This window comes from Rhizobium sp. 01N447_2 (assembly GCF_056399245.1).
The window spans coordinates 111951-126221 of record NZ_JBFTQY010000016.1 but is presented as its reverse complement, the minus strand read 5'-3'; the positions used below and the strand labels follow the sequence as shown (position 1 = coordinate 126221).

At 61.0% G+C, this 14271-nt stretch carries 13 protein-coding genes; 2 read left to right on the top strand and 11 right to left on the bottom strand.

What is annotated here, in order from left to right; all coding sequences use genetic code 11:
• Positions 1 to 124 precede the first annotated feature (124 nt).
• The 9 genes from AC1ECN_RS13560 to AC1ECN_RS13520 form a co-directional block, all read right to left on the bottom strand.
• A complete protein-coding gene (locus tag AC1ECN_RS13560) occupies positions 125 to 586 on the bottom strand; it encodes a plant virulence effector HPE1-like domain-containing protein (protein ID WP_024321287.1) in 462 nt (153 codons plus the stop codon).
• 99 nt (positions 587 to 685) lie between these two features.
• Positions 686 to 1963, bottom strand: coding sequence for a phosphoribosylamine--glycine ligase (purD, locus tag AC1ECN_RS13555; RefSeq protein ID WP_130672039.1), 1278 nt, complete (start codon positions 1961 to 1963; stop codon positions 686 to 688).
• 64 nt (positions 1964 to 2027) lie between these two features.
• Entirely contained in the window at positions 2028 to 3962 is a 1935-nt protein-coding gene (locus AC1ECN_RS13550) for a DUF2207 domain-containing protein (RefSeq protein ID WP_163861941.1), read from the bottom strand.
• A 36-nt stretch (positions 3963 to 3998) separates the two neighbouring features.
• Positions 3999 to 5261 carry a 3-phosphoshikimate 1-carboxyvinyltransferase gene (locus tag AC1ECN_RS13545; protein WP_130672037.1) on the bottom strand — a complete coding sequence of 421 codons (1263 nt, stop codon included), beginning with the start codon at positions 5259 to 5261 and terminating at the stop codon, positions 3999 to 4001.
• Positions 5262 to 5566: 305 nt separating this feature from the next.
• Positions 5567 to 6118 carry a LemA family protein gene (locus AC1ECN_RS13540; RefSeq protein ID WP_130672036.1) on the bottom strand — a complete coding sequence of 184 codons (552 nt, stop codon included), beginning with the start codon at positions 6116 to 6118 and terminating at the stop codon, positions 5567 to 5569.
• 69 nt (positions 6119 to 6187) lie between these two features.
• Complete coding sequence (locus tag AC1ECN_RS13535; protein WP_163861944.1) at positions 6188 to 7978, bottom strand: DUF2207 family protein; 1791 nt, start codon at positions 7976 to 7978, stop codon at positions 6188 to 6190.
• 169 nt (positions 7979 to 8147) lie between these two features.
• Positions 8148 to 9104: a glycine--tRNA ligase subunit alpha gene (locus AC1ECN_RS13530; RefSeq protein WP_011650682.1), complete on the bottom strand. Its 957-nt coding sequence runs from the start codon at positions 9102 to 9104 to the stop codon at positions 8148 to 8150.
• A 320-nt stretch (positions 9105 to 9424) separates the two neighbouring features.
• Positions 9425 to 9616 carry a membrane protein gene (locus AC1ECN_RS13525; protein WP_003556931.1) on the bottom strand — a complete coding sequence of 64 codons (192 nt, stop codon included), beginning with the start codon at positions 9614 to 9616 and terminating at the stop codon, positions 9425 to 9427.
• A gap of 18 nt (positions 9617 to 9634) precedes the next feature.
• Positions 9635 to 10495 carry a S49 family peptidase gene (locus AC1ECN_RS13520; RefSeq protein ID WP_130654742.1) on the bottom strand — a complete coding sequence of 287 codons (861 nt, stop codon included), beginning with the start codon at positions 10493 to 10495 and terminating at the stop codon, positions 9635 to 9637.
• Between the two features lie 198 nt (positions 10496 to 10693).
• On the opposite strand from AC1ECN_RS13520, the gene AC1ECN_RS13515 reads away from it, so the two are divergent.
• Complete coding sequence (locus AC1ECN_RS13515; RefSeq protein WP_130672035.1) at positions 10694 to 12034, top strand: Nramp family divalent metal transporter; 1341 nt, start codon at positions 10694 to 10696, stop codon at positions 12032 to 12034.
• 53 nt (positions 12035 to 12087) lie between these two features.
• Here AC1ECN_RS13515 and AC1ECN_RS13510 read toward each other — a convergent pair whose 3' ends face one another.
• Positions 12088 to 12864 (bottom strand): tRNA1(Val) (adenine(37)-N6)-methyltransferase, encoded by a 777-nt coding sequence (locus tag AC1ECN_RS13510; RefSeq protein ID WP_024321293.1) that lies wholly within the window; start codon positions 12862 to 12864, stop codon positions 12088 to 12090.
• Positions 12865 to 12870: 6 nt separating this feature from the next.
• On the bottom strand, positions 12871 to 13098 hold the full coding sequence (locus tag AC1ECN_RS13505) for a putative signal transducing protein (protein WP_024321294.1): 228 nt from the start codon (positions 13096 to 13098) through the stop codon (positions 12871 to 12873).
• Between the two features lie 108 nt (positions 13099 to 13206).
• Between AC1ECN_RS13505 and AC1ECN_RS13500 the strand changes: the two genes are divergently transcribed.
• Entirely contained in the window at positions 13207 to 14223 is a 1017-nt protein-coding gene (locus AC1ECN_RS13500; RefSeq protein ID WP_018070111.1) for a polyprenyl synthetase family protein, read from the top strand.
• Positions 14224 to 14271 lie beyond the last annotated feature (48 nt).

The following is a 14271-nucleotide window of genomic DNA, read 5'->3' as shown; positions in this document are numbered from 1 at the left end:
GCGCATTCGGCCCACCAGTGGTGGCCCCCCAAACGATCGAAATCTTGATCAGGCGGGGGCAGGGAATTTGTTGTTTACGCAATTCCAGGCGGAAAGCCGCTACGCGCTTTCCTGGAAGTTGCTCCTAGAAACGCAGCTTGAATTCGGAAGCGTTAAGCGCTGCCGGTTGTTCCGCCATACCTGCCACAACGGGCTTGGCGTCGCCGCCAATGACGGCCGCGGTGGTTGCATTCATGTCGATGCCGTCTACCGGCGCCGCCGCCGGCGCGGCCGCAATCATGGATTCAGGCGTCGCCTTGCTGACGAAAACGACGGGCGAGCCGCCCATCCAGCCTTCGGTGCGATAGATCTTCTTTTCACCGCCGACATCGCGGATTTCACTCGCCTGGAGGACGCCGGGCTTCAGCTCCGGCACCGTATAGTCCTTCTTGGTCAGCTCGGCCTGGAGCGGCGGGCAATGGGCGCAGGTTTCGGTAACGATGCTGCCATCATCGCGCGGCGCAGTCTTGCCGACCACCTCTATCGAGGACGCCATCGCAGAACCTGCCATCAGCAGGATTGCCGCACCGAGGAAAATCTGACGCATCAACGCTACTCCGTCTCATCTTGGGAGCAAATTAGCGCAGCTTTGTTTCTATCCCGTCAGGGGAAAGGGTAAAAATTTAAAGAACGGGCCGGTTTATACTCATTCCGAGCCGGTTTCGCGCTCGATCGCCCGCCAGCCGATGTCACGCCGGCAGAAGCCGTTTTCCCATCTCACCCTGTCGAGCAGCGCGTAGACGCGGTCCTTGGCCTCGGCGACCGTGCCGCCCGACGCGGTAACATTCAGCACGCGGCCGCCGGTCGCAACCAGTGCACCGTCTTTCAGACCCGTGCCGGCATGAAACACCTTCTCGCCCTCGCCTGCATCAGGCAGGGAGAGGATCGGCGTATTCTTCTCGTAGGCGCCGGGATAGCCCTTCGAAGCCATGACCACCGTCAGCGCCGGATCGTCGTTCCATTCGGCGTTGACCTGATCGAGCGTGCCATTGGCGGTGGCAAGCAGCAGCGGCAGGAGATCGCTCTTCAACCGCATCATCATCACCTGGCATTCGGGATCGCCGAAGCGGACATTGTATTCGATCAGCTCCGGCCCCTTCTGGGTGATCATCAGCCCGGCGAAAAAGACGCCGGAGAAAGGATGACCGCTCTCGGCCATGCCGCGCATCGTCGGTTCGATGATCTCTTTCATCGTGCGCTCGACCATCTGGGCGGTCATCACAGGCGCCGGCGAATAGGCGCCCATGCCGCCGGTATTGACGCCGGTATCGCCCTCGCCCACCCGCTTGTGATCCTGGGCGGTTGCGAGCGGTAGCGCATGTTTGCCATCGCAAAGGCAGAAGAAGCTCGCCTCCTCGCCATCGAGATAGGCCTCGACGACGACTTCGGCGCCGGCAGCGCCAAAGGCGCCTTCGAAGCAGTCGTCGACGGCGGCCAAAGCTTCATCGAGCGTCATCGCAACCGTCACGCCCTTGCCGGCGGCAAGGCCGTCGGCCTTGACGACGATCGGCGCGCCCTCGGCGCGGATATAGGCTTTCGCCTTCGGTCCATTGTTGAAGCGCTGGTAGGCGCCTGTCGGAATATCGTAGCGGGCGCAGATATCCTTGGTGAAGCCTTTGGAACCCTCGAGCTGGGCTGCGGCAGCGGAGGGACCGAAAACCGCCAGGCCATCGGCGCGCAGCCGGTCGGCGAGGCCGGCAACCAGCGGCGCCTCCGGGCCGACGACGATGAAATCGATCGCCTTGTCCTTGCAGAAGGTCGCGACCGCTTGGTGATCCTCGATGTCAACGGGCACCAGCACGGCGTGTTCGGCAATGCCGGGATTGCCGGGTGCGGCGTAGAATTCCGTCATCAACGGCGATTGCGCCAGCTTCCAGGCGAGCGCATGCTCGCGTCCGCCCGATCCGATCAACAGAACCTTCATGCGCCACCCTTTCCTGTTTCGTCTGGCGGTTAAGGGCGAAGGACCGAAAGGTCAAGCGGGAAAGCTACCAACCCCCGCCTCCGCCGCCTCCGCCGCCCCCGCCGGACGAGCCGCCGCCGGAAAAACCGGAGGAAGAACTCGATGGCGGCGGCGAGAGAATCGTCGAAGCAATGGTCGAGGCCATGGAAGAGGAAAAGCCGCCGATACGATCGGAGAAGCTGCCACTGTTGAAATTGCCGGCATACCAGGCAGGCGCATAGGCAGCGGCCGCACCGGCGGCAGCTGCCGCAAGCCAGGTTTCGAAAGTGCGCGACCAGGGCTTTTCGACGCCGAGCGCCACCGCATAGGGCAGCAGCGTCTCGAAATGCTGCGGCGACATTTTCGGGGCGCCGGCCGTGTTCATCCGGTCCTTCTCGGCAAGCGTCAGATACTGGCGCAGGCCGTCTATGCCATCCATCATCTTGGCGCCGAGCGGGGTCGGCGCGCCCATGATGAAGAAATAGAGGATGTTCAAAAGCACGATGCCGCCGACGGCAAAGAGCATCGGCGTTTCATGCAGCTCCATCAGCGACGAGGTGAGCGCCATCACCAAGATCGCCAGGATGCTGATGCCGACGAAGGCGCCGATCGCGGCGGAGATGATGGCGATGATCTTGCCGAACAGCGACTTGCCGCGATGCAGCGATCTGACGAGGCCGGCGACGAACACCGCGACGAAGACCGAGATGGCGATTGGAATCAGCATGAGCGCGATCGTGTCGGGCTCCAGCGAACCGAAGACGAACAGTATCACCAGGGCGGCGGCGCTGAGCACGACGCCGCCTGCGGTATAACCGAGGTTGGAATTGTAATATTTGCCGCGGTGTTCCTTCTCGATCGCCGAGCGGAAGGCCTGGCCGACGGACTTCACCCGCTCGCCATTGGCCTTGTCGATCGTCAGCGTCGAGCCGGCGCCGCCGGCAACCTTCAGCAGTTCGATCTCGCCGGCCTGGAATTTCTCCTTGCCGAGCGGCTTGCCGGTGCCTTGGATGACGATCGAATTCTCCAGATCTTCGAGCTTGACGTAACCGCGGACGGCAAGATTGAGCGCGGTGGCGGAAAGCGCCGTCCAGCCCTCGCCAGAGAAACCCTTGTTGTCGATGTAGTTGACCAGCGCCGGCGAGATACCATCAGGCGCGTCCCAGCGCGGCACGACGACGCCGCGGGCAGGATCGCGGCCGACCTTCAGCCAGGAGCGCGTGTAATAGGCGAAAACGAGGATCAGGCCGCCGAAGCCGATGAAATAATTGCGGTTGTCCTTCAGCCACCAGGTGCTTTCCATATCCGCGCTCGGCGGATCGATCGAACCCTTCGGCATGCGGATCGCGAAGGTTAGGCCTTCGTGGGCATCGAGCGGCGCGGTGGTGGAAAAGACCAGGCCAGCGCCGGTTTCGCTGACGCGGGCATTCTTTTCCGTCGCGCCTTGGGGGCCGGTGAAGAAGGTCGTCTCCGCCGCGCCGACGTCAGGCGGCAGCTTCACCGTCGCGGTTGCCAAGCGGATCGGGAAGATCCAGCCATTGCCGGTGACGTTCCAATAGAGTTCGTCATGATCGTCGAAATAGCGGATCTGGCGGTTGGTCCTGTAGGTGAAGACATATCGATGACGGCCCGGCGTCACCGTCACATCGGCAGAACCGGCATAGATGCGGATACCGCCCGATATCGATTCGGTGTGCCAGGGCTCGTTATCGCCATCGCGCTGGACCGACACCACATCGAAATCGACGCTGCGGCGGCGGCCCGCGGCATCGGTGAAATGGAGCGGGAAGTCACGGAAGATGCCGTGGTTGATCTGGTTGTTCTCTGCATTAACAGTGATCGTTTCCGTCACCGTCATTGCACCGCTTTTTTCGAGCGTGATGTCGGAGGCGAAACTGTCGATCACCTCGGCGGCAAAGGCCGCTGGGGCGGCGAGTGTCAACAGCAGTGCAAAGCAAAATCCGAAAAACCGACGCCCCATCCCTGTCTCCCCGCCGGCAGCCTCGGCTGCGTTTCGTCAATCGTTGTCCTGATAGGTCACACCGAGTGCCGCCAGCGTCCGCCAATAGGCGGGGAAGGTCTTGCCGACGCAATCGGGATCGAGAATGGTGATGCCGTCGATCTTCAGCCCGGCGAGCGCGAAACTCATGGCAATGCGATGATCGGCGAAGCTGTCGATCTCCGCCGGCAGACGCTTGCCCGCAAGTGCGGGATCCGACTGCACGATCAGATCGTCGCCCTCTTCGCGGGCAAGCCCTGAAACAATGCGGTTGAGGCCGGTCGAGAGTGCCCGGATGCGATCGCATTCCTTGACGCGCAGATTGGCGATGCCGACGAAGCGAACCGGCGTCTCATTGAAGGCGGCAAGCACGGCAAGGGTTGGAACGGCATCCTGCATCTGCGAGCCATCGATCTCTGCCGGCAGATGCGGAAAACGGGCGATCATGTCGTAGGCGCGCGCATCCGGCTGCGAGAAGGCGTCGGAGGGAACACCGAGATCGATCGCGCCGCCGGTCAGCACTTCGGCGGCCCAGAGATAGGTCGCAGCCGAGGCATCCGGTTCGACGATGAAATCGGCGGCGCGGTAGCCGGTCGGCTCGACGCGCCAGGTGACGGGGCTGGTCTTCTCGACCTTGGCGCCGAAAGCCTTCATCGCCGCCGTGGTCAGATCGATATAGCCGAGCGCACCGATATCCTCGCCGACGAGTTCGATGTCGACCGGCCGGTCGCCGCCGGTCGCCATCATCAGCAGCGCCGAAACATACTGGCTGGACAGGCCGCCATCGATGCGGATGCGGTCGGCCTGGAAGCGGCCGGTGCCCTTGACGGTGACCGGCGGGCAGTCGGTCTCGGCGGTCACGTCGATGCCGAGCGTGCGCATCGCCTCGACCAGCGGGCCGATCGGGCGCTTGCGCATGTGCTCGTCGCCATCGACGATGACGGTGCCGTCGACCAGAGCCGCAGCGGCCGTCAGGAAGCGTGTCGCCGTGCCGGCATTACCGAGGAAGAGCGGCGCCTTCGGCGGCAGCAGCCTGCCGCTGCCGATAACCACGAAGGTGGTATCGTCTGGCTCGTCGATCGAAACACCCATGGCACGCAGCGCTTCGGCCATATAGCGCGTATCGTCGCTCTTCAGCGCCCCGGTCAGCCGGCTCGTGCCCTTCGCAAGGCCGGCGAGCAGAAGCGCGCGATTGGTGATCGACTTGGAGCCCGGCGGCATGGCGCGGCCCGAAAGCGGTTTTCCCGGCGGGATGATCGTGAGTTTGGCTGTGCGTGTCATGCTGTTCTTCCGTCCATAGGCGACCCTAAAGCGCGCCGCGATCTTTCAGATTCGCTTGCCACGCTTTAGGTCTTTGGTTTTGCGCATGTCGTCATCGCAAAACCGCTGCACACTTTTGCGCGACATGCTCAGAGCATGATGCCGAAAAGTGTGCAGCGGTTTTCGGACGACATCATGCTCTAACTCTTTAATTGAGAATAGGATTCAGATTTTAGGCCGACCGGGCCTAAAATCATCCTGTTCTCGCCGGCCGCGATTTGCCCTTGCTCTTAATCGCTTTCTGGCAAAGGCAAAATGCCGGATCGTCAGAATTTCACGGTGGGGACAGCGCGGTCGGCCTCGTTGGTGATTTCGAAATATTCCCGCTTGGAGAATCCGAACTGGCCGGCGACGAGATTGGAGGGGAAGCTTTCGACCTTGACGTTCAGGTCACGGGCCGCACCATTGTAATAACGCCGGGCCATCTGCAGCTCGCCTTCCATGGTCTCCAGCGAAGCCTGCAGCTCGGCAAAATTCTGGTTGGCCTTGAGATCGGGATAGGCCTCGGCGAGCGCGATGACCCGGCCGAGCGCCTGGCCGAGCAGACCTTCCGCCTGCGCCCTGCCCGCAACATCGCCTGATGGAACGGCCTGCGCCTTGTTGCGGAGCTCAACCACCTCTTCGAGCGTGGTCTTTTCATGGGCGGCATAACCCTTGACCGTCTCGATCAGGTTCGGGATCAGGTCGGCACGGCGCTTGAGCTGGACATCGATGCCCGACCAGGCCTCTTCCGCCATCTGCCGCGCGCGAACCAGGCCGTTGTAGACGAAGATGAGATAGAGCGCGATGACAACGATAATAGCGAGTATCACATACATGCAGATGAGCTCCCCCGATTTGATGATCGCACGTTAGTGATTCGGAATAGCAAAGTCATCTTGGCGCAGTCATTCTTCGGCCGATTTCGATGAGACTTTGATAATACCGTCCGTCTGAGAGCCTATCAGCCAATCAGGAGCATAGGCATCCATCTTCTCGCTCTCTCGCCAGAAATTGAAGCGTTCGGTCCAGTAATGCTGGACATCAAGCGCGACGGCGAAAGGCAGGTAGTGCTCGTAACACTCGATCGACATTGCGGGACCATCGATCTCGCCGCGCAAATAGCGGTTCAAAATGAGTATGTTAGTATGTATCCGCCGCTGCTTCGGCGTGGGCATACGCAGCATTGCCAGAACAATGACCATGCCGACAATATTCAACAAAATCGCCACCAGATATGGCCGTTGTTCGCTAATAACCTCAGTCGTGCCAATATAGGAAATCGCAAAAATCACCATCACCGGGAAACCCACAAACAGACTAACCGCCCGCTTGAACCGCTCGAAGCCGTCGGTTGGCACGGGAAACTGCTCTGGGTGCCGGACCATCATTAGAACCAGGAAAAGGATCAACAATATCCCGCAGATGGCCGCAGAAAAGATCAAAAGGCCCGAAAAACAAGCGACGGCAATGCCAAGAGCCAGAATTGAGACTACGGCCGCCAAGCTCCACCGATCTATGCCTCTAACCTTCTGATATTCCTCAGTAACTGTTCTGTGTAGTTGATCTCTCACATCAGGCCGGGCATTTTTAACTCTGCGCCGATCACCGACAGACCGCTCCTTCCCAATGCGCCCGAATACCAACCGCGTCGCAGCCGGAAGGCCATACCATTTGCCGCGACCCGCCTTGCCCCTCCTGCGCTCGTGCTTTGACAATAAGTCCGAGGCATCCGCATTTTCATCCAGGCTGGAAATGCGAAGCGTTCGCTTCACTGCGAGATGGCAGACAGACGCCATGAAGGCCGCTTTTGCCGCGTCTGCCTTCCAGTTCTGGAACAGATAGGCTGCCAGAGCCGGAGATATGCTCTCCGTCATTTTGACGTCGACAACTATCAATGGTGCAGGCAAAAGCCACGAAGGTCGAAATTTGAGGATAACAACCAGACCGACGATCAGCGGCCCTAAAATGCTCAGGAATGGGAGAAAGTGATCCGAGAACCACCACCGCATCCGCCAGTCGCTCGTTCCACCCAGAAAAGTCCCTCCGGGATATTCGATCTCGATGTCCTGCAGAACCCGATCCCTCTTGCCTGCCGCAATAGACACCACAAACTCATCCGGTGCCTTCTGTATGATCTCATAGGCCGCCGGATCATCGCGCGAAGGGCGCAGCGCACCGCCGGGCGGCACCCCTAGAGTAAGCGTTTTTTTTGCGCCCTGGTCATGGACACGGCCCATATAGGCCGGCAGGAAAAGAACCTGGCGATCGCCTTCCTGACGGACCAGACGGCCGAGCCGGTAAGCGATCTGGATCTTTGTGACGCCCATGAACAGATCCGCAGGGCAGCGTTTGCAGTGCTCCTTACCGATATAGATCGAATAGCCCGGCACGTTGTTTTCTTTGAAATAATATTCGTCGGATCCGTCACGCCGGGCTGCGACCAGAGCGAAATCCCGCCAGTGAACTCCGCCTGACGCATCGGTGAAACGTTGAGGGATATCAACGTAAAAGCCGCCGTAGTTTTCCATCTTATTGACGGAGATATCGAAGCTTTCCGACACCAGGGCAGTACCGTCGAGGGAGACGTCGATCGTGCTTTTTGCCGACCGGACGGTGAACTCTTTGTCAAAATCGCTGCACGAGGTCAGCAAGACAAGAATTGCACATGACATCAGCCATGAGAAAATTCGCGGCATCCTGCCTGCGCAATTTTCAAATGAGATTTTAAAATAAAGAATATCGCTCTTCAAAAGAGATACCGAAGCTATACCTGACCGCAACACCCAATAAGACAATGTGGGGGCGGTTCACGCAATACAAAAGAAGCATAGCTCCAGAAGCGACGGAATTTTCTCGAGACGGCTCTTAAGCCGCCTCTTTCGACAGGTTGACGCCGCCCGCGTCAGTCAGCAGGAAGGCTTCGCCGCAGGCTTTGGCAAGGGTGCGCACGCGCAGGATATAGCTCTGGCGCTCGGTGACCGAGATGACGCCACGGGCATCGAGCAGGTTGAAGACGTGGCTTGCCTTGATGCACTGGTCATAGGCCGGGAAGACGCATTTGTGCAGGCGCTGGTTGGCGTTGTCGCCGGGGGCACCGGCATCGAGCAGCGCCCGGCATTCCTTCTCGGCATCGACGAAGTGGCGATGCAGCATCTCGGTATTGGCGAATTCGAAATTATGGCGCGAATATTCCTGCTCGGCCTGCAGGAAGACGTCGCCATAGCTGATCTTCTCGTCGCCGTCGCGGCCGTTGAAGTTCAGGTCATAGACATTGTCGACGCCCTGGACATACATGGCGAGGCGTTCGAGACCATAGGTCAGTTCGCCGGCGACCGGTGAGCATTCGATACCGCAGACCTGCTGGAAATAGGTGAACTGCGAGACTTCCATGCCGTCGCACCAGCATTCCCAGCCGAGGCCCCAGGCGCCGAGCGTCGGGCTTTCCCAGTCGTCCTCGACGAAGCGGATATCATGCAGCAGCGGATCGAGACCGATCGCCGCCAGCGAGCCGAGATAAAGCTCCTGCAGGTTTGGCGGGTTCGGCTTCAGGATGACCTGGTATTGGTAATAATGCTGCAGCCGGTTCGGGTTCTCACCATAGCGACCGTCGGACGGCCGGCGGGACGGTTGGACGTAAGCAGCCTTCCACGGTTTGGGGCCGAGGGCGCGCAGCGTGGTGGCCGGGTGGAAGGTGCCGGCGCCGACTTCCATGTCGTAGGGCTGCAGCACCGCGCAACCCTTGTCCGCCCAGTAGTTATGCAGGGTCAGGATCAGCGCCTGGAAGGAGCGCTTCGGGTTCATATGGTCTGGGATAGCTGACATCGAACGGCACCGATTGCATGGGATTTATCGGCGCGACAGGTGCCATGGAGGGCGGCAGGGGTCAAGACTTTTGCAGCGGCGGAGAAGCGTCGAATGCCGATATGGAAGAGGAATTCCGCCGTCCTCTCTGCATTTCGTTGGGCGCGCCGCATATCCCTTCTCCCCGGCGGGGAGAAGATGCCCATCAGGGCAGATGAGGGGGTGAGCGGCAAAGCCGCGAATGCACTGAGCGCAAGCGAAGGGCAATGAATGGCGTGCCGTGCGGCCCCCTCATCCGCCCTACGGGCACCTTCTCCCCGAAGGGAGAAGGGACACGCCTCTTATTCGCCCTCGCGCTTCAGCCGGTATTCTCCGGTCGCCGGGTCCTTGACCAGCGTGCCGATCGCGCCGGTCTGGCGCTCCTTTTCAGCACGGCGCGACTTTTCGGCGAGCTTGCGGGCGTCAGAGACGAAGCGGCGGTAAAGCCACCAGGCTGAGAAGACCAGGATCAGAATGGTAATTAACTGCGGCATGCCCCTCTCTTGCTCCCTTCAAAGCCCGAAACGGCTCCACAATGCTCTCTCTTCCGCCGCTTCGACAAGCCCTGTCGCGAGACCGGATGCAGCGCCCTCGAGCGAAACCGGCGACACGCCTGGAATCCGGCGGCCGAACAGGCCTCGGCCGGCGGTGACGAGCTCCAGCTTGGTCTTCTGGCCGTAGCGCCTCTTCAATTCCTGGCGCATGTCGCCGAGGCCATCGATGAGGCCGAGCTCGAGGCCGCGCGTACCGCTCCAGAACAGGCCGGAAAAGACCGTCGCATCATCCCTCAGCTTGCCGGCGCGACGCTCGCGCACCATCGAGATGAAGACTTGGTGGATTTCGAGCTGCAGGCTCTTCAGGTACTCGATATCCTTTTCCTTTTCCGGCTGGAAAGGATCGAGGATCACCTTGTTTTCGCCCGCCGTATAGACGCGGCGTTCGACGCCGATCTTCTTCAAGAGTTCGGGAAAGCCGAAACCGCCGGAGACGACACCGATCGAACCGACGATGGAGGTGGCATCGGCAATGATCTCGTCCCCGGCAAGCGCGATCATGTAGCCGCCGGAGGCGGCGACGTCCTCGACGAAGACCAGAACCTTCTTCTGCTTCTCGCGGGCGAGCTCGCGAATGCGGGTGAAGATCAGGCGCGACTGGACGGGCGAGCCGCCCGGCGAATTGATGGAGATGGCGACTGCCGGCGCGTCCTTCATGGCGAAGGCCTTTTCCAGAACCGGAGAGACATTGGCCAGATTGAGGGTCGGCCGGAACTGGCCGCCGCCGCTGATGATCGCCCCCTGCAGCCGGACGACGGGGATGGTGATGCCGTCCTTGCGGAACCGTCTCGGCATCAGTTTTCTCAAGAATCCGGCCATTTTCCATCCTTCGCTTCGGGTCGCAGGATCGCAGTTTGCGATCGGCATCCATGTATGCGCTGGAACGGCAAACGCAATGGCCGCGTTCTTGAAAACATCGGGCCTGAAAACATCAGGTTTGATTTTGTTGTTGCGAATGACTTGCATTATCATTCTAATCCGTCATATTGCGCTGACGATAAAACAGGTGAAAATCGCATGGACGTCCTCAATCCGAATGCAAAGAGCGGCTGGCGGCACGAACGCGGAGAGGGATCGCTTTCCGATGTCTACCGCACCGTCGGAACCGGGCGGCACAGCTCGAAATGGCGAAGGGCGGCAGCCTTCGCCGGGCCGGGCTACATGGTCGCGGTCGGTTACATGGACCCCGGCAACTGGGCGACATCGCTCGCCGGCGGCTCGAAATTCGGATACGCGCTGCTCACCGTCGCGCTGCTTTCCAACCTGATGGCGATCGTGCTGCAAGCGCTCTGTGCGCGTCTGGCGATCGCTTCCGGGCGCGATCTTGCGCAGGCCTGCCGCGACGCTTTTCCGAGATATGTCTCGGTGCCGCTCTGGGCCTTTGCGGAAATCGCCATCATCGCCACCGATATCGCCGAGGTGATCGGCACGGCGATCGGCCTCAACCTGTTGATGGGTATCCCGCTCGAACTCGGCGTGCTGATCACCGCGCTCGATGTCTTCGTGATCCTCTTCCTGCAAAAGCTCGGCTTCCGCTGGGTGGAGGCCTTCATCATCGCGATGCTCGGCGTCATCGCGGTCTGTTTCGGCGTGCAGATCCTGCTTGCCGACCCGCAATGGGGCGCCGTCCTCACCGGCTTCTTCCCGACCACCGAGATCGTCACAAATCCGGAGATGCTCTATCTGGCGCTCGGCATTCTCGGCGCGACCGTCATGCCGCACAATCTCTATCTTCACTCCGGCATCGTGCAGACGCGGGCCTACGGCCATACCGTTCCCGAGAAGAGGGAGGCGCTGACCTTTGCGACGATCGATTCCACGGTGGCGCTGTGTTTCGCGCTGCTGATCAACGCCTCGATCCTGATCCTTGCGGCGGCCGCTTTCAATGCGCACGGCAAGACCGACGTCGTCGAACTCGGCGAGGCCCATTCACTGCTATCGCCGCTGCTCGGCCTCGCCATCGCGCCAACGCTCTTCGGCATCGCGCTTCTCTGCTGCGGCCTCAACTCGACGGTGACGGCAACGCTTGCCGGCCAGATCGTCATGGAAGGCTTCCTCAAGATCCGGCTGAAGCCGTGGGTACGCCGGCTGATCACCCGCGCCATCGCCATCGTGCCGGCGGCGATCGTCACCATCTGGTACGGCGATCAGGGCACGGCACAGCTGCTGATCCTGACACAGGTGGTGCTCAGCCTGCAGCTTTCCTTCGCCGTCTTCCCGCTTGTCATGTTCACCGCCAGCAAGGCCAAGATGGGCGAACTGGTGGCGCCCCGCTGGCTGAGCGGCATCGCCTATCTGATCGCGGTCGTCATCGCCGGGCTGAACGTCAAGCTGCTCTTCGACTTCGTCACCGGCTGAAGCAATTCCAGGAAAAGTGTGAAGCGGTTTTCCGTCCGGAATTGCGGGAGACCCTAAAGTCTCATATAGGCCGCCCGGCCATTGTTGAAATCATCGACGAGAGGGGAGAACTTGTGGCTCCCCTCTTCGTGCATGACGAGAGGCGCGCGCAGCGACAGCCGCGCCCGCGATCCCTTGATACCAGTCACCAGGATACGGACGGCGTTTTCACCCGGACGCGGGTGGATGGCCGTGATCTCGATGCCGCCGAAACGCCGGCCGCAGGCGGCAACGATCTCGGCGATCGACTGTGGCCTGGCGATCAGCGACATTTGCCCGCCTGGGATCATGATGGCGCCGGCGGTGCGTATCCAGCTTTCGAACAGGCCGTCGGTCATCGCATGGGCTTCTGCCTTCAGCGCATCCGGCGTGCGCCGGTCGCCGGCGTCGTTGAAGGGCGGGTTCATGATGACGTGGTGGAAGCTCTCATCGGTGAGCCCCGCATCGTTGCGCGCCTTGGCGGTCAGCGTCACATCGGCCTCGACGACGCTGACGCGGCCCGCGACATGGGCATTGTCGGGCAAGAGGATGCTGCGGCGGGCGTAATCGGCCATCTCGGCCGAACGCTCGAACAGCACCACTTGCGTATTGGCAAGCCGCGAGGCGACGGCAAGGCCGGCGGCACCGGCGCCGGCGCCGAGATCGGCAACCCTGACCGGGCGATCGTCGGCGACCAGGGCCGCAAGCAGCATGGCATCCATGCCGGAGCGATGGCCCCTGCCCTTCGGCTGCATCACATGGAAGGCGCCGCGATGAAAGGCATCGATGGTGTCAGTGGTTTCCCCGGTCATCGGAGCTCACTTCCGCTCGCGCAACTCGCCACCGAGACCGGCATCGATGAGGATGCGGCGCGCCTGATCGGCCATCTCCTCATCCACCAGCAGGCGGCGCGACAGCATGCCGAGCGAGCCTTCCAGCACGCTCATGCCCTGATCGGCGATGAAGCAGTGAATTCCCGCATCCTTCATCAAACTCTCGGCATAGGAGAGAAGAACGGGGTCGTTGGCGCGGATAAGCTCATGCATTTGCCGTCGTTTTCCTTCCAATTTCGCTCAGCGCGACAATTCACCCCTTGCCGCGTCCATCGCCCCTTTCTATTGTCAGGTGCAAAGAATGAACAGGAGTCCGGGTCGTTGGGCGTGGTCATACCGCTTGAAGAAAGCAAAAACAAACTGGCATCCATCAAGCCATTGGTCGATCTCACCAGGGCGGACATGGAGCGAGTGAACCAGCTCATTCTGTCCAAGGCCGGCTCCGACGTGCAGATGATCCCCGAAGTGGCGAACCATCTGATCTCATCGGGCGGCAAGCGGCTGCGGCCGATGCTGACTCTGGCTTCCGCCTCGCTGTTCGACTACAGGGGCGAAAACCACGTCAAACTCGCCACGTCAGTCGAGTTCATGCACACGGCGACGCTGCTGCATGACGACGTCGTCGACGAGAGCGATCTTCGCCGCGGCAAATCGACGGCGCGGATGATCTGGGGCAACCAGGCAAGTGTGCTGGTCGGCGACTTCCTGCTCGGCCAGGCGTTCCGCATGATGGTCGATGTCGGCTCGCTCGATGCGCTCGACGTCTTGTCTTCCGCCGCCTGCGTGATCGCGGAAGGCGAAGTGCTGCAGCTTTCCGTCGCCAAGAACATGGAGACGACAGAGGACGATTATCTCTCCGTCATTCGCGCCAAGACGGCGGCCCTCTTTGCCGCTGCCGCCGAAGTCGGGCCGATCGTCGCCGAGGTCGGCCGGTCCGGCCGCAATGCGTTGAAATCCTACGGCATGAATCTGGGGCTCGCCTTCCAGCTCGTCGACGACGCGCTTGATTACGGCGGCAAGGCGGCCGATCTCGGCAAGAATGTCGGCGACGATTTCCGCGAAGGCAAGATCACCCTGCCCGTCATTCTGGCCTATCGCCGCGGCACCGAGGACGAGCGCGCCTTCTGGCGCGATGCGATCGAAGCCGGCAACAGCACCGACGCCAACCTCGAAAAAGCGCTGGGGCTGATCACCAAATATGGCACGCTCAGCGACACGATCGGCCGCGCGATCCATTACGGAACGATCGCACGGGACGCGCTTGCGCCCCTTCCCGATACGGTCTGGAAATCCGCCCTGATGGAAGTGATCGACTTCTGCATCGAGCGCGTCAATTGATCAAACGTCCTTGATCGCAGGCTGATTTTCTTGCAGCGCCGCTTCAAA